This window comes from Pseudoxanthomonas sp. PXM01, assembly GCF_014851815.1.
In the GTDB taxonomy this organism is placed as follows: domain Bacteria; phylum Pseudomonadota; class Gammaproteobacteria; order Xanthomonadales; family Xanthomonadaceae; genus Pseudoxanthomonas_A.
Map to the genome: position 1 here is coordinate 1293831 of NZ_JACVAJ010000002.1, position 14456 is coordinate 1308286.

The 14456-nt window shown below is 68.4% G+C and carries 15 protein-coding genes; 12 read left to right on the plus strand and 3 right to left on the minus strand.

The window, feature by feature from the left end:
* Positions 1 to 188: 188 nt before the first annotated feature.
* From IB230_RS15510 to IB230_RS15540, 7 genes are read left to right on the plus strand one after another with little or no spacing between them, the layout of a single operon-like run.
* Entirely contained in the window at positions 189 to 929 is a 741-nt protein-coding gene (locus tag IB230_RS15510) for an SDR family oxidoreductase (protein ID WP_192273685.1), read from the plus strand.
* Between the two features lie 4 nt (positions 930 to 933).
* On the plus strand, positions 934 to 1557 hold the full coding sequence (locus tag IB230_RS15515) for a 2-dehydro-3-deoxy-6-phosphogalactonate aldolase (protein WP_192273686.1): 624 nt from the start codon (positions 934 to 936) through the stop codon (positions 1555 to 1557).
* Positions 1554 to 2705, plus strand: a complete 1152-nt coding sequence (gene dgoD / locus IB230_RS15520) for a galactonate dehydratase (RefSeq protein ID WP_192273687.1) — start codon at positions 1554 to 1556, stop codon at positions 2703 to 2705. The genes IB230_RS15515 and dgoD overlap by 4 nt, the downstream gene beginning before the upstream one ends.
* A complete protein-coding gene (locus IB230_RS15525; RefSeq protein ID WP_192273688.1) occupies positions 2683 to 3609 on the plus strand; it encodes an SMP-30/gluconolactonase/LRE family protein in 927 nt (308 codons plus the stop codon). The genes dgoD and IB230_RS15525 overlap by 23 nt, the downstream gene beginning before the upstream one ends.
* Positions 3606 to 4514, plus strand: coding sequence for a 2-dehydro-3-deoxygalactonokinase (locus tag IB230_RS15530; RefSeq protein ID WP_192273689.1), 909 nt, complete (start codon positions 3606 to 3608; stop codon positions 4512 to 4514). The genes IB230_RS15525 and IB230_RS15530 overlap by 4 nt, the downstream gene beginning before the upstream one ends.
* A 10-nt stretch (positions 4515 to 4524) precedes the next feature.
* On the plus strand, positions 4525 to 6198 hold the full coding sequence (locus IB230_RS15535) for a glycoside hydrolase family 43 protein (protein ID WP_225589536.1): 1674 nt from the start codon (positions 4525 to 4527) through the stop codon (positions 6196 to 6198).
* A gap of 19 nt (positions 6199 to 6217) precedes the next feature.
* Complete coding sequence (locus IB230_RS15540) at positions 6218 to 7828, plus strand: family 43 glycosylhydrolase (RefSeq protein WP_192273690.1); 1611 nt, start codon at positions 6218 to 6220, stop codon at positions 7826 to 7828.
* 9 nt (positions 7829 to 7837) lie between these two features.
* Here the strand turns inward: IB230_RS15540 and cydX are convergent, their stop codons facing one another.
* The 3 genes from cydX to IB230_RS15555 are packed head-to-tail and all read right to left on the minus strand — an operon-like array spanning position 7838 to position 10713.
* Positions 7838 to 7954 (minus strand): cytochrome bd-I oxidase subunit CydX, encoded by a 117-nt coding sequence (cydX, locus tag IB230_RS15545; RefSeq protein WP_192273691.1) that lies wholly within the window; start codon positions 7952 to 7954, stop codon positions 7838 to 7840.
* A gap of 11 nt (positions 7955 to 7965) precedes the next feature.
* The gene (gene cydB / locus IB230_RS15550) at positions 7966 to 9114 is read right to left on the minus strand and encodes a cytochrome d ubiquinol oxidase subunit II (protein ID WP_192273692.1); all 1149 of its coding nucleotides are present in this window, start codon (positions 9112 to 9114) and stop codon (positions 7966 to 7968) included.
* 12 nt (positions 9115 to 9126) lie between these two features.
* On the minus strand, positions 9127 to 10713 hold the full coding sequence (locus IB230_RS15555; protein ID WP_192273693.1) for a cytochrome ubiquinol oxidase subunit I: 1587 nt from the start codon (positions 10711 to 10713) through the stop codon (positions 9127 to 9129).
* A 208-nt stretch (positions 10714 to 10921) separates the two neighbouring features.
* Here IB230_RS15555 and ccoN point away from each other — a divergent pair, with 208 nt between their 5' ends.
* From ccoN to IB230_RS15580, 5 genes are read left to right on the plus strand one after another with little or no spacing between them, the layout of a single operon-like run.
* The gene (gene ccoN, locus IB230_RS15560) at positions 10922 to 12361 is read left to right on the plus strand and encodes a cytochrome-c oxidase, cbb3-type subunit I (protein ID WP_192273694.1); all 1440 of its coding nucleotides are present in this window, start codon (positions 10922 to 10924) and stop codon (positions 12359 to 12361) included.
* 9 nt (positions 12362 to 12370) lie between these two features.
* The gene (ccoO, locus tag IB230_RS15565) at positions 12371 to 12991 is read left to right on the plus strand and encodes a cytochrome-c oxidase, cbb3-type subunit II (RefSeq protein ID WP_192273695.1); all 621 of its coding nucleotides are present in this window, start codon (positions 12371 to 12373) and stop codon (positions 12989 to 12991) included.
* Positions 12992 to 12994: 3 nt separating this feature from the next.
* Positions 12995 to 13135: a cbb3-type cytochrome c oxidase subunit 3 gene (locus IB230_RS15570; protein WP_083537657.1), complete on the plus strand. Its 141-nt coding sequence runs from the start codon at positions 12995 to 12997 to the stop codon at positions 13133 to 13135.
* The gene (gene ccoP, locus IB230_RS15575) at positions 13132 to 14067 is read left to right on the plus strand and encodes a cytochrome-c oxidase, cbb3-type subunit III (protein WP_192273696.1); all 936 of its coding nucleotides are present in this window, start codon (positions 13132 to 13134) and stop codon (positions 14065 to 14067) included. The genes IB230_RS15570 and ccoP overlap by 4 nt, the downstream gene beginning before the upstream one ends.
* Positions 14064 to 14360 carry a hypothetical protein gene (locus tag IB230_RS15580; RefSeq protein WP_056880835.1) on the plus strand — a complete coding sequence of 99 codons (297 nt, stop codon included), beginning with the start codon at positions 14064 to 14066 and terminating at the stop codon, positions 14358 to 14360. The genes ccoP and IB230_RS15580 overlap by 4 nt, the downstream gene beginning before the upstream one ends.
* The last annotated feature ends 96 nt before the right edge of the window (positions 14361 to 14456 follow it).

A 14456-nucleotide genomic window follows, 5' to 3' on the forward strand; every position in this document is an offset into this window, starting at 1 on the left:
CGCGGTCCGTCGGCCCTGCCCGGCCGACCGCGCAGGGGATGCCCGGGGACGGCCGGCACAGGTCCGCCACGGGAGGTCCCCGCATCCGATCACCGCCGGGAGGAGGGTCCCATGGCGACACCGCAGTCCGACGGCACCCCGCGTGCCGCCGCCATCGCCGCGTCCACATCCCACGGAAGCCGGCGCCCATGACCCGTCGCCTGTCCGGCAAGGTCGCGCTGGTCACCGGCGCCGCCAGCGGCATCGGTGCCGCCACCGCGCGCCTGTTCGCACGCGAAGGTGCCACGGTCATCGGCCTCGACCGCCAGCCCGCGCCCGCCGCCGATGACGGCGTGAGCCACCATCTCGCCGACATCACCGATGCCGCCGCCGTCGACGCGGCCGTCCATGCCGCACGCGAGCGCCATGGACGCATCGATGTGCTGGTCAACAATGCCGGCGCCGACGTGTTCTCCGATCCGCTGTCGCTGTCGGACGACGAGTGGGAGCGCTGCCTGGCGCTGAATCTCAAGGGCGCGTGGCACCTGTGCCGCGCGGTGCTGCCGGCGATGCTGGCGCAGGGCGGCGGCTCGATCGTCAACATCGCGTCGGTGCACGCGCACAAGATCATCGCCGGCTGCTTTCCGTATCCGGTCGCCAAGCACGGGTTGATCGGGCTGACCCGCTCGCTCGGCATCGAATACGCTGCACGCGGCATCCGGGTGAATTCGATTTCGCCCGGCCTGATCCTGGTGCCGCGCATCGAAGCGTGGTTCGAGCGCGAACCCGGCACCCGCGAAAAGCAGACGGCGCTGCTGCCGCCGCAACGCATCGGCACCCCCGAGGAAGTGGCCTACACGGCGCTGTTCCTCGCCAGCGACGAAGCGCGCTTCATCAACGCCACCGACATCACCATCGATGGCGGCCGCTCGCAGGTCTACCACGACTGAGCGCATGGACACGCCCGCCCTCCCCTTCGCCCTGCCGCTGATCGCGATCCTGCGCGGCATCACGCCCGACGAGGCGCACGCGCACGTCGGCGTGCTGGTGGACGAGGGCTACGACGCCATCGAGATCCCCGCCAATTCGCCGGCGTGGACGCGCAGCGTGCGCGTCGCGGTGGGCGCGTTCGGCGATCGCGCACTGATCGGTGCGGGCACCGTGCTGACGACCGCCGATGTCGACGCGCTGGTCGCCGCGGGCGGCCGCCTGATGGTGACGCCGAACACTCGGCCACCGGTGATCCGGCATGCCGTCGACCGCGGCCTGCAGGTCGCCGCCGGCGTCGCCACCGCCAGCGAGGCGTTCGATGCGCTCGAGGCGGGCGCACAGATGCTCAAGCTGTTCCCCGCTTCCGTCTACGGACCGGCGATGGTGCGCGCCCTGCGCAGCGTGCTGCCGCCGGTTCCCCTATTCGCCGTCGGTGGCGTCACGCCCGACACCCTCTCCGGCTACCTCTCAGCCGGCTGTCAGGGCGCCGGCATCGGCGGCGAACTTTACACACCCGGCCAGCCGGTCGAGCGGACGCGCGAGCACGCGCGCCGCTTCCGCCAGGCCTACCTGGACCACGCCGCATGAAGATCGTCCGCCTCACTACGTACCACGCGGCACCGCGCTGGCTGTTCCTCAAGATCGAGACCGACGAGGGCATCAGCGGCTGGGGCGAGCCGGTCATCGAGGGGCGCGCGCACGCGGTGGAAGCCGCCGTGCACGAACTCGGCGACTACCTCGTCGGCCAGGATCCCGCCCGCATCAACGACCTGTGGCAGGTGCTCTATCGCGGCGGGTTCTATCGTGGCGGCGCGATCCTGATGAGCGCGATCGCCGGCATCGACCAGGCGCTGTGGGACATCAAGGGCAAGGCGCTCGGCGTGCCGGTGTACCAGTTGCTCGGCGGGCTGGTGCGCGACCGCATGAAGACCTACCGCTGGGTCGGTGGCGACCGCCCCGCCGACATCGTCGCGCAGATGCAGCGCTACCAGGCGCAGGGCTTCGATACGTTCAAGTTCAACGGCACCGAGGAGCTGAAGCTGATCGACAGCCCGCGCGCGATCGACGCGGCGGTGGCGAAAGTCGCGGCGATCCGCGAGGCGATGGGCGACCGGGTGGATTTCGGCATCGACTTCCACGGCCGCGTCAGCGCACCGATGGCGCGCGTGCTGCTGCGCGAGCTGGCGCCGTTCAAGCCGCTGTTCGTCGAGGAGCCGGTGCTGCCGGAACAGTGGGAGTACTACCGGCCGTTGTCCGACGCGACCTCGATCCCGCTCGCCGCCGGCGAGCGCATGTATTCTCGCGCCGAGTTCAAGCCGGTGCTCGCGGCCGGCGGCCTGGCCATCCTGCAGCCCGACCTGTCGCACGCGGGCGGCATCACCGAGTGCGTGAAGATCGCGGCGATGGCCGAAGCGCACGACGTGGCGCTGGCCCCACACTGTCCGCTGGGCCCGGTGGCGCTGGCCGCCTGCCTGCAGGTGGACTTCGTCGCGCACAACGCGATGCTGCAGGAGCAGAGCATCGGCATCCACTACAACGAAGGTGCCGACCTGCTGGACTACGTCATCAACAAGGACGACTTCCGCTGCGACGCCACCGGCAGCATCGCCGCGCTGCCGAAGCCCGGCCTGGGCGTGGAGATCGACGAGGCGCGCCTGATCGACGCGAACCGGCAGCCACCGCGCTGGCGCAACCCGCTGTGGCGGCATGCCGATGGCAGCGTGGCCGAATGGTGATCCGGTGACCGCGGCGCTGGCGACCCTGGCCGTCGACAGCCGCTGCGCGCTGGGCGAAGGCATCCTGTGGTGCGAGCGTCGGCACGTGCTGTACTGGACCGACATCCTCGCCGCGGAACTGTGGCGACACGATCCCGCGAGCGGCCACACGCACACCTGGTCGTTGCCGGCGCCGCTCGGTTGCCTGGCGCTGGGCGAGGACGGCCGCCTGCTGCTCGGCCTCGCCAAGGGGCTGCATGCCAGCGATGTCGAAGCGCAGCTCGGCGCGCGCACGCTGGCGATGACCAAGCTGGCCGACGTCGACGCCGACGAGCCGATGACCCGCATCAACGACGGCCGCGCCGACCGCCACGGCGGCTTCGTGTTCGGCACCAAGAGCGAGCACGCCGACCTGCGTCCCGTCGGCCGCTTCCATCAGTACACCGCGACGCACGGGCTGCGTGAACTCGCGTTGCCGCGCGCGGCGATCCCCAATTCGATCTGTTTCGACGCGGCCGGCACGCGGCTGTACTTCTGCGACTCGGTGACGCCGCGGATCCTGCAGTGCCGCTACGACGCTGCCTCCGCGACCGTGTCGGACATCGAGGTGTTCGTCGAACTGGACGCGTCTGGCGCGGAGCCGGATGGTTCCATCGTCGATGACGAAGGTGCGCTGTGGAATGCGCAATGGGGCGCAGGCCGCGTGGTGCGCTATCTGCCGGACGGGCGCCTCGACCGCATCGTGCACGTGCCGGCGCCACAGCCCTCGTGCTGCGTGCTGCGTGAGGACACGCTGTACGTCACCAGCGCGCGCGTCGGACTCGATGCCGACGCGCTGGCGGCGCACCCGCTGTCGGGTGGCGTGTTCGCGCACCGCAACGAACGTCCGCTCGCGCGCAGCGGGGACCGGGTGCACCTGCCATGATCGCGATCGACTGGGGTACCAGCAGCCTGCGCCTGTACCGGATGGCCGAGGACGGCCAGGTCCGGGAGCGGCGCCGCAGCGACCAGGGCGTGCTGGCCTGCGATGGCCGTTTCGGTGAGGTGCTGGCGCGCGAGATCGCGGGCTGGGACGACGTCGACGTCCTGCTGTGCGGCATGGTCGGCGGACGCGGCGGGTGGCACGAGATGCCTTACCTGCCCTGCCCCGCGGGCAACCACGCGCTGGCGCTCGGCATGCAGCGCTTCCAGCCGCCCGGTTTCGACGACCGCGCACTGTGGCTGGTACCGGGATTGCGCGACAGCGAGTCCGACCGCGTGCCCGACGTGATGCGCGGCGAGGAAACACAACTGGCGGCGCTGCTCGACGTGCTGACCGGCGGGACCCATCTGGTCTGTCTGCCGGGCACGCACAGCAAGTGGGTGACGGTGCGCGATGGTCAGGTGCAGCGCATCGCCACCGCGATGACCGGCGAGCTGTATGCGCTGCTGCGCCAGCACAGCATCCTCGGCCGGTTGATGCCGGCCGGCGAAGTGCGCTTCGATGGCTACGCGTTCGATGCCGGCCTCAAGCGCAGTGCCGACGGCGGCGGCCTGCTGCACCATCTGTTCGGCGTACGCACGACCGGCCTGTTCCAGCAGTTCACCGAGCCCGCGCTACCGTCGTACCTGTCCGGCCTGCTGATCGGCCACGAGCTGCGCGCGTCGGGCCTGCTGTCGCACGCACCGCGACCGGCGCAGGTGCACCTGATCGGCAACGACCGACTGCTGGCGTCGTACGCGCATGCGCTGACCACGCTGGGCGTCGGCGTGCAGCGCCACCCCGAAGACCTGGCCGCGCGCGGCCTGCATGCGCTATGGGCGCGCCGCATGAGCGCCGCCACGACGTGAGGAGGACAGGATGCTGAAGCGATGTGCCATGGCGCTGGTGATGGCGCTGTCGATGACCTCGGCCCGGGCGGGCGACGCCGTATTCCGCGAGGTGCGCTATGCCGGCGACGACGGCGGTCCGCCGGTCGGCGCGACGCAGTACCGCAATCCGGTGGTGGCAGGCTTCTATCCGGATCCCTCGGCGATCCGCGTCGGCGACGACTTCTATCTCGTTACCTCGACCTTCGGCTATTTCCCCGGCCTGCCGGTCTTCCACAGCACCGATCTCGTCTCGTGGACGCAGGTCGGCAACGCGATCCATCGCCCTGGACAGATCGACTATGGCGACAAGGAAGAACTGACCCGCGGCCTGTTCGCCGCCACGCTGGCGCACCACGACGGCACGTTCTACATCGCCAACACGTGCTTCTATTGCGACCGCGGCAACTTCGTCGTCACCGCGAAGGATCCGGCCGGGCCGTGGTCGGACCCGGTCTGGCTCGGCGTCAGCGGCATCGATCCGTCGCTGTTCTTCGACGACGACGGCAGCGCGTGGGTGGTGCACAACGACGTGCCCGACGGTACGCTGCGCTACGACGGCCATCGCGCGATCTGGCTGCAGCGTTTCGATTTCGCCAAGCGGGAACGGATCGGCCAGCGCATCCTGCTGGTGGACGGCGGCGCCGACCCGGCGACGAACCCCGAGCATGTCGAAGGCCCGCATGTCTTCAAGCACGAAGGCTGGTACTACCTGACCGCAGCCGAGGGCGGCACCGGCGAACAGCATGCGCAGATGGTGTGGCGCAGCCGCGCGCTGACCGGCCCCTACCAGCCCTCGCCGTCCAATCCGTCGCTGACGCAGCGCGACCTGGACCCGACGCGCGCCGACCCGGTGACCTCCACCGGCCACGCGCAGTTCGTGAAGCTCAAGGACGGCACGTGGTGGGCGGCGTTCCTCGCCACGCGGCCGTATCGCGGCAACCAGTACAACCTGGGGCGCGAGACGTTCCTGCTGCCGGTCGCATGGAAGGATGGCTGGCCGGTGATCCTGCCGCGCGGCGAGCGCGTGCCGATGGTCGTGCAGCGACCGGACCTGCCGCGCAATCCGCAACCGCTGCCGACCAGCGGACCGATCGCCTGGACCGAACGCTTCGATGCCGCATCACTGCCGTTGTCGTGGATGACGCTGCATCCACCAAAGACGACGTGGTACTCCACCGGCGCACGGGGACTGACGCTGACGCCCGGCACGATGCCGCTCGGCGCCTTCGGCACCGCGCCGGGCCAGCCGGCCTACGTCGCGCATCGCCTGCAGCACCACAAGGCGACGCTGGAAACCACGCTCGCGGCGTTCGATCCTGCGGTCGGCGAACTCGCCGGCCTCGCCCTGCTGCAGAACGAGTACGGCCACTACGTGCTCGGCGTCGAACGCGATGCGCAAGGCCTGGCGGTGTCGCTGTACCGGCGCAGCGGACGCGATGGCGCGAAGGAAGGCGATCGGCTCGCACGCCTTCCGCTGAATGCCGGACATGGCCCCGTCTCGTTGCGCTTCCGGCTCGACGGCCCGCGCCTTGACGCGGAATACGCGCTCGCGACCGGCGACTGGAAGACCGTCGCCTCCGGCCTGGATGCCAGCCTGCTGAGCGTGGAAACGGCGGGCGGCTTCATCGGCAATACCTTCGGCCCTTACGCACTGCGTCGCTGACCGCGGCCCCGGAGTCGACATGCCAGGCACCTCGCGTCGCGCCCTGTTCAAGGCCGGCCTCGCCGGTCTCGCCACCTGGCCGCTGTCATCGCGCGCGTCGGCGACCACCGCCTGCGCGCCCGCACCGTCGCCGCATGCAACCGGTATCGAAGGCCAGCGCAAGGCCGATCTCGGCGACGGCACCTACCTCAATCCCATCGTCGCCGGCGATCGCCCCGATCCCACAATCCTCAAGGATGGCGACGACTACTACATGACGTTCTCGTCGTTCGACGCCTATCCCGGCCTGGTGATCTGGCATTCGACCGACCTGGTCAACTGGACGCCGATCGGGCCGGCGCTGCATACGAATGTCGGCACGGTGTGGGCCGTCGACCTGTGCAAGCACGGCGATCGCTACTTCATCTACCTGCCGACGCTCGCACCGGGCGGCGCATGGAAGATCCACGCGATCTGGGCCGACGACATCCGCGGACCCTGGAGCGCACCGGTCGACCTGCGCATCGACGGCTGCATCGATCCCGGCCATGCGGTCGGCGAAGACGGCAAGCGCTACCTGTTCGTCAACGGCATCCGCAAGGTGCGGCTGCGCGACGACGGCTTGGCGACCGACGGCACGCTCGAGCATGCGTACAGCCCGTGGCGCTATCCCGACGACTGGATCACCGAGAACTTCGCGCCGGAAGGCCCCAAGCTGACGCGGCGAGGCGACTGGTTCTATTTGGTCACCGCGGTCGGCGGCACTGCCGGTCCGGTCACCGGCCACATGGTGATTGCGGCACGTTCGCGCTCGATCCATGGACCGTGGGAACACTGTCCGCACAACCCGCTCGTGCGCACGCACGACGCCTCGGAACCGTGGTGGTCGCGCGGGCACGCGACGCTGGTCGAAGGCCCTGCTGGCGGGTGGTGGATGGTCTACCACGGCTACGAGAACGGCTATCGCACACTCGGCCGGCAAACCTTGCTTGAGCCGATCGAATGGACAGACGACCGCTGGTTCCGCGCGCGCGGCGGCGATCTGTCGCGCCCGTTGCCTGTTCCACGCGGTGGCAAAGCAAGCATCACCGGCACTGCACTGTCGGATGATTTCTCCATCGACCGGTTCGGCGCGCAATGGGCTTTCCACGCGCCACGACGGGACGAGATGCAGCGCGTCCGCTACGGCGACAAGGCCTTGCATGTGGCCGGTGCCGGCACTTCGCCCGCCGATGGCAGCGTGCTGGCTTGTATCGTCGGCGACCGTGCTTATCAGGCCGAAGTCACGCTGACGCTGGTCGATGGCGGCGAAGGTGGCCTGCTGCTGTTCTACAACCCGAAGGCCTTCGTCGGCCTCGGCTTCACCGCGGACGGGTTGCGCGTGTTCCAGTACGCGGAGGAGCAGACCTGGGCACGGCAGGCGCTGCCGACGCGACGGGTCCGCCTGCGCCTGACCTACGACCACCACGTGGTGACCTGGCATCACTCGCACGACGACGGCCGCACCTGGACGCGACTGGATACGCGGATGGAAGTGTCGGGCCTGCACCACAACGTGTTCGGCGGCTTCCTCAGCCTGCGCGTCGCGCTCTACAGCGCAGGCACGGGCTCGGTGGCGTTCAGCGACTTCCGCTATCGCGCGCTCGGCTGATGCGCAGCGCTAGGTGCCGCGATCATCACGGTCGCGGTCGTTCTCGCGCATCTCGTACCACATGCCGTTGAGGATGGCGAAGCTCGCCGCCAGTCCGGCGCCCAGGATCCAGCTGAAGTACCACATGGTCGTGCTCCTCAATACGCGTTGTGGTTCTGTTCCATGCTTTCCGGACTGACCTTGCCGCGCAGCACGCGGTACACCCACGAGGTGTAAAGCAGGATCAGCGGCAGGAAGATGCAGGTGGCCACCAGCATCACGAACAGCGTCATGTGGCTGGACGAGGCATCCCACAGCGTCAGGCTCGACGCAGGATGCGTCGAGGACGGCAGCAGGAACGGGAACACCGCCAGCCCCTCGGTCAGGATGATCGACGCGATGGCCAGCGCCGACGCCAGGAACGCCGCCATGCCGCGGCCGCCGCGCAGCAGCCAGGCGGCTGCCAGCGCACCGGCCACGCCGAGCACCGGGAAGATCCACGTCCACGGCATGGCCTGGTAGTTGGCCATCCAGCCGCCACGCGTGCTGGCCACCTGCTTGAACAGCGGATTGGAGGCGGCGTCGGTCACGGATGCCCCCACCACGGCATAGCCGTCCACGCCGAGGGCCAGCCAGACGCCGGCCAGCACGAACAGCACGGCGGTCGCCAGCGCCGCCACGCTGCCGAAACGCCGCGCCCGCAATGCAACGGGCCCGTCGGTCTTGATCACCAGCATGCTGGCGCCGTGGGCCACCAGCATCGCCACGCTGACCAGGCCGCACAGCACCGCGAAGGGCGACAGCAGCGCGAAGAATCCGCCGGCGTAATGGATGCGCAGGGTGTCATCGAAATGGAACGGCACGCCCAGCAGCACGTTGCCCATCGCCACGCCGAACACCAGCGCGGGCACGAAGCCGCCGACGAACAGCGCCCAGTCCCACGCGGCACGCCAGCGCGGATCTTCCACCTTGCTGCGGAACTTGAAACCGACCGGCCGCAGGATCAGCGCGAACAGGATCAGGAACATCGCCAGGTAGAAGCCCGAGAAGCTGACCGCGTACAGCGCCGGGAAGGCCGCGAAGATCGCGCCTCCGCCGAGGATCAGCCAGACCTGGTTGCCTTCCCAGACCGGCCCGACGACGTTGAGCACCAGCCGGCGCTCGGCGTCGGTGCGCGCCACCGCCGGCAGCAGCGTGCCGATGCCGAGGTCGAAGCCGTCCATCACCGCGAAGCCGATCAGCAGGATGCCCAGCAGCAGCCACCAGATCAGGCGCAGGGTCGCGTAGTCGAGGGGAATCGTGTCCATGTCGTCCTCCTGTCAGGCTTCGGTCGCGGAAGCGGGTGCCAGCGGCACGCCATCGCGGTCTGCCCGGTGTTCGCCACCGGGCACGTCGTCCGGTCCCTTCAGGATCGTCTTGCGCAGCAGGTACACATCGATGACGGCCAGCGTCGTGTACACGAGCACGAAACCCGTCAGCGAAATGACGACCTGGTGCAGCTGCAACCCCGATGCGGCCATGAACGTCGGCAGCACGCCGTCGATGGCCCAGGGCTGCCGCCCGTACTCGGCGATCAGCCAGCCCGCCTCGATCGCCAGCCACGGGAGCGGCAGGCTGTAGAGCGCGAGCTTGAGGAACCAGCGGTATCGGTCCAGCTTCTGCACCGTCGCCAGCCAGAACGCCAGCGCGAAGAAGGCGATGAAATAGAAGCCGATGCCCGCCATCAGGCGGAAGCTCCAGAACAGCGGCGCCACGTGCGGAATGGTGTCGGCGGCGGCGCGTGCGATCTCCTGCTCGGAGGCGTTGAGGATATCCTCGCGATAACGCTTCAGCAGCAGCGCATAGCCCATGTCGCGCCAGTGCTCGTCGAAGGCCGCCTTGGCCTGCGCGTCCGTGCGGTCGGCGCGCAGCTGCTGCAGCGCCGCGTAGGCCAGCTGCCCGTTGCGGACGCGCACCTCCGCGCGTTCGACCAGTTCGCCGATGCCCGGGATCTCGGTGTTGAACGAGCGCGTGCCGATGAGTCCCATGACCCACGGAACGTGCACCGCGTAATCGTTCGCGCGACCCTCCTGGTCGGGAATCGCGAAGACGGTGAAGCCCGCCGGTGCCGGCTCGGTTTCCCACATCGCCTCGATCGCGGCCAGCTTCATCTTCTGGTTCTCGCCGGCCACGTAACCGCTCTCGTCGCCCAGCACCACCACCGACAGCGCCGCCGCCAGGCCGAAGCTGGCCGCCACCGCCATCGAACGCTTGGCCAGGTCGGCATGCCGCCCGCGCAGCAGGTAGAACGCGCTGATCGACATCACGAAGACCGCGCCGAGCAGGTAGCCCGCGCTGACCGTGTGCACGAACTTGGCCTGCGCGACCGGGTTGAACAGCACGGCGGCGAAGTCGGTGACTTCCATGCGCATCGTGGTGGGATTGAACTCGGCCCCGACCGGATACTGCATCCAGCCGTTGGCGATCAGGATCCACAGCGCCGAGAAATTGGTGCCCAGCGCGACCAGCCAGGTCACCATCAGGTGCTGCACCTTGCTCAGCTTGTCCCAGCCGAAGAAGAACAGGCCGATGAAGGTGGCCTCGAGGAAGAACGCCATCAGGCCCTCGATGGCCAGCGGCGCGCCGAAGATGTCGCCGACGTAGTGGCTGTAGTACGACCAGTTCATGCCGAACTGGAACTCCATCACGATGCCGGTGGCCACGCCCATGGCGAAGTTGATGCCGAACAGCGTGCCCCAGAACATCGTCATGCGCCGCCAGATGTCGCGCCCCGTCATGACATAGACGCTCTCCATGATGGCGATCATGAAGGACAGCCCCAGGGTCAGGGGCACGAACAGGAAGTGGTACATCGCCGTCAGCGCGAATTGCAGACGGGACAGTTCGACGACGGTCATGTCCGGCATGGCAGTGCGGCTCCCGGTTGTCTGCGGGGGATTCTAGCCCCCGTCATGTCACGGGAAGGGGCGACCATCTGTCGCACCCCCCCTTCCCGCCACCCTGGGGCATCCTGCGCGCCCCGTGGCCCCCGGCTGCGGGGAGGGGTTGATCCTGATCAATGCGGCCTGCCTGAACAGGCCCGAGAATCCACCGTACCAGAATAGGAGAGGCCGCATGCAAGGCGTCCAGGGGACTTACAACGACAAGGTGGTGCGCCAGTTCACGGTGATGACCGTGGTCTGGGGCATCGTGGGGATGCTGGTGGGGGTGCTGATCGCCGCCCAGCTGTACTGGCCGGCGCTGAACTTCGATCTGCCGTGGCTGAGCTACGGCCGGCTGCGGCCGCTGCACACCAACGCGGTGATCTTCGCGTTCGGCGGCTGCGCGCTGTTCGCCACCAGCCTGCACGTGGTGCAGCGGACCAGCCACGTCCGGCTGCTCTCCGACAAGCTGGCGGCCTTCGTGTTCTGGGGCTGGCAGCTGGTCATCGTGGCCGCCGCCGTCTCGCTGCCGCTGGGCCTGACCCAGGGCAAGGAGTACGCCGAGCTGATCTGGCCGATCGACGTGCTGATCGCGGTGGTCTGGGTGTCCTACGCCGTGCTGTTCTTCGGCACCATCGCCAAGCGCGCGGTCAAGCACATCTACGTGGCCAACTGGTTCTTCGGCGCCTACATCATCGCCGTGGCGCTGCTGCACATCGTCAACAGCCTGGCGCTGCCGAGCAGCCTGCTGCATTCGTACCCGGTGTACAGCGGCGCGGTCGACGCCATGGTGCAGTGGTGGTACGGCCACAACGCAGTCGGTTTCTTCCTGACCGCCGGCTTCCTCGGCATGATGTACTACTTCGTGCCGAAGCAGGCCGGCCGCCCGGTCTACTCGTACCGCCTGTCGATCGTGCACTTCTGGGCGCTGATCGCCATCTACATGTGGGCCGGCCCGCACCACCTGCACTACACCGCGCTGCCGGACTGGGCGCAGAGCCTGGGCATGGTGTTCTCGCTGATCCTGCTGGCGCCCAGCTGGGGCGGCGCCATCAACGGCGTGCTGACCCTCTCGGGCGTGTGGCACAAGCTGCGCACCGACCCGATCCTGAAGTTCCTGATCGTCTCGCTGTCGTTCTACATGATGTCGACCTTCGAAGGTCCCATGATGTCGATCAAGACGGTCAACTCGCTGAGCCACTACACCGACTGGACCATCGGCCACGTGCACGCCGGTGCGCTGGGCTGGGTCGCGATGATCACCATCGGCTCGGTCTACGCGATGCTGCCCAAGCTGCTGGGCCGCGAGCAGATGTTCTCGATCAAGGCCATCGACACGCACTTCTGGCTGCACACCCTGGGCGTGGTGTTCTACATCGCCTCGATGTGGATCGCCGGTGTGATGCAGGGCCTGATGTGGCGCGCCACCAACGCCGACGGCACGCTGACCTACAGCTTCGTCGAAGCGCTGAACGCCACCTACCCCTACTACCTGGTCCGCCTGGGCGGCGGCCTGCTGGTCTTCGCCGGCATGTTGCTGATGGCCTGGAACACCTGGAAGACCTTCCAGGCCGCCAAGTCCACCGCGCCGCAGCCGATCCTGCCGCCCGATGCCAGCCAAGCGCGCGCCTGAGGAACCGACATGAGCAACGGAAATTCACACGAGAAAGTCGAAAAGAATGTCGGCCTGATGGCCGTGCTGATCGCGGTGGCGGTGTCGTTCGGCGGCCTGGCCGAGATCGTCCCGCTGATGTTCCAGGCCGAGGCGATCGAGCCGCTGGAGGGCGTGAAGCCCTATCCGGCGCTGGAGCTGGCCGGCCGCGACATCTACATCCGCGAGGGCTGCTACAACTGCCATTCGCAGATGATCCGCACGCTGCGGTTCGAGACCGAACGCTACGGCCACTACTCGCTGGCCGGCGAATCGGTCTACGACCGCCCGTTCCAGTGGGGCAGCAAGCGCACCGGACCGGACCTGGCCCGCGTGGGCGGACGCTACTCCGACGACTGGCACCGCGTGCACCTGATCAATCCGCGCGACGTGGTGCCGGAGTCGAACATGCCGTCGTTCCCCTGGCTGGAGAACGCCAAGGTCGACGGCGCGGACATCGCCCAGCGCATGAAGACGCTGCAGCGCATCGGCGATCCGTACACCGACGAAGAAATCAACAACGCCGCCACCGACGTGGAAGGCAAGACAGAACTGGACGCCGTGGTCGCCTACCTGCAAGGGCTGGGCAAGGCCGCGCCGAGGGGAGGCTGAGCCATGGTATCGGGGATCGTGACCGGGGCACTGATCGTGCTCTTCATCGTCGGCTGGGCGTGGGCGTGGAGCCCGCGCCGCAAGGCGGATTTCGAGAATGCGGCGCGCATGCCGCTGGGTGAGGAAGGGGAGAACAACCCATGAGCGCAGGCTGGATCTGGTTCATCGTCGCGCTGGTCGTACTGAACATCCTGGGTTGCGTGTGGCTGCTGTGGTGGACCGGCCGCCGCCGTCCGGGCGATCCGGCGCCGGAAGACACCTCGCACGTGTGGGACGGCGACCTCACCGAGTACAACAAGCCGCTGCCGAAGTGGTGGATCAACCTCTTCTACATCACCATCGTCTTCAGCATCGGCTACATCGCGTGGTACGGCGGCCTGGGCGTCATCCCGGGCTACGCCAAGTGGTCGTCCTCCGGCGAGCACGACCAGGTGAAGGCCGTGCAGGACAAGAAGCTGGAAGCCACCTTCGCGCCGTTCGCCAACCAGCCGATCGATGCGCTCGCCAAGGATCCCAAGGCGCTGGCCCTGGGCCGTTCGATCTTCAACAACACCTGCGCCACCTGCCATGGCTCCACCGGTCAGGGCGCGATCGGGTATCCCAACCTGACCGACAGCATCTGGCATTGGGGCGGCACGCCGGACCTGGTGCTGCAGACGGTGCTGGACGGCCGCGAGGGCGTGATGCCGGAATGGGGCACCGCGCTGACCAGCATGGGCGGCCAGAACGCTGTCGACTACGTCATCGCCTACGTCAACGTGCTCAACAATCCGCAGGAAGGCATGAGCAACAACTTCATGGCCGCCCAGGGCAAGCCGCTGTACGATGGCCTCTGCGTCGCCTGTCACGGTGTGGACGGCAAGGGCAACCAGGAACTCGGCGCGCCCGACCTGACCGACGATTACTGGCTGTACGGCAACAGCAAGGAAAGCATGCGCACGACGATCACCAAGGGCCGTCATGGTGTGATGCCCGCCCACCGCGAACTGCTGGGCGAGACGCGTGCGCGCCTCGTGGCCTCCTATGTCTGGTCGCTGTCGCACAAGGAGGGTCAGGCGGCAGCCGGCGCGAAATGACCGATTTCACCGAGCCCCGCCTCGACCACCCGCCCCGGCCGCTCGCGCAGCGCGTCGGGGCGGTGCTCTGGCCCAGCTTCTTCGCCGCCGGCGTGGCGACGATGGTGTTCTTCGCCTTCGTCGACCCGCTGACGCTGCGCGACATGACCTTCCCCGACCTGGCGATCAGCCGCGAACTCGGCTACACGCTGGGTTTCTTCATGTTCTGGCTGGCGACCGCCGCCAGCAGCCTGTTCACCTGGATCCTGCTGCGCCCCGCCAGCCGCTTCAACCGCGCGCTGCCGCCGGACTGAGCGCACGTCCGCGCGCCATCACGGCCGCCGCTGCGCGCCGGTGGCGCGACCTGCGACAAACCGTCGCTCCCCGCTGCGCGCCACCGGCGCGAGCAT

Bases quoted from the DNA above. Each gene is read 5' to 3' on its own strand.
- IB230_RS15580 (WP_056880835.1), top strand. From the start codon at position 14,064: ATGACCGATTTCACCGAGCCCCGCCTCGACCACCCGCCCCGGCCGCTC.
- IB230_RS15570 (WP_083537657.1), top strand. From the start codon at position 12,995: ATGGTATCGGGGATCGTGACCGGGGCACTGATCGTGCTCTTCATCGTC.
- IB230_RS15530 (WP_192273689.1), top strand. From the start codon at position 3,606: ATGATCGCGATCGACTGGGGTACCAGCAGCCTGCGCCTGTACCGGATG.
- IB230_RS15555 (WP_192273693.1), bottom strand. From the start codon at position 10,713: ATGCCGGACATGACCGTCGTCGAACTGTCCCGTCTGCAATTCGCGCTG.
- ccoO (WP_192273695.1), top strand. From the start codon at position 12,371: ATGAGCAACGGAAATTCACACGAGAAAGTCGAAAAGAATGTCGGCCTG.
- IB230_RS15510 (WP_192273685.1), top strand. From the start codon at position 189: ATGACCCGTCGCCTGTCCGGCAAGGTCGCGCTGGTCACCGGCGCCGCC.
- dgoD (WP_192273687.1), top strand. From the start codon at position 1,554: ATGAAGATCGTCCGCCTCACTACGTACCACGCGGCACCGCGCTGGCTG.
- IB230_RS15535 (WP_225589536.1), top strand. From the start codon at position 4,525: ATGCTGAAGCGATGTGCCATGGCGCTGGTGATGGCGCTGTCGATGACC.
- cydB (WP_192273692.1), bottom strand. From the start codon at position 9,114: ATGGACACGATTCCCCTCGACTACGCGACCCTGCGCCTGATCTGGTGG.
- IB230_RS15515 (WP_192273686.1), top strand. From the start codon at position 934: ATGGACACGCCCGCCCTCCCCTTCGCCCTGCCGCTGATCGCGATCCTG.
- IB230_RS15540 (WP_192273690.1), top strand. From the start codon at position 6,218: ATGCCAGGCACCTCGCGTCGCGCCCTGTTCAAGGCCGGCCTCGCCGGT.
- cydX (WP_192273691.1), bottom strand. From the start codon at position 7,954: ATGTGGTACTTCAGCTGGATCCTGGGCGCCGGACTGGCGGCGAGCTTC.
- ccoN (WP_192273694.1), top strand. From the start codon at position 10,922: ATGCAAGGCGTCCAGGGGACTTACAACGACAAGGTGGTGCGCCAGTTC.
- ccoP (WP_192273696.1), top strand. From the start codon at position 13,132: ATGAGCGCAGGCTGGATCTGGTTCATCGTCGCGCTGGTCGTACTGAAC.
- IB230_RS15525 (WP_192273688.1), top strand. From the start codon at position 2,683: ATGGCAGCGTGGCCGAATGGTGATCCGGTGACCGCGGCGCTGGCGACC.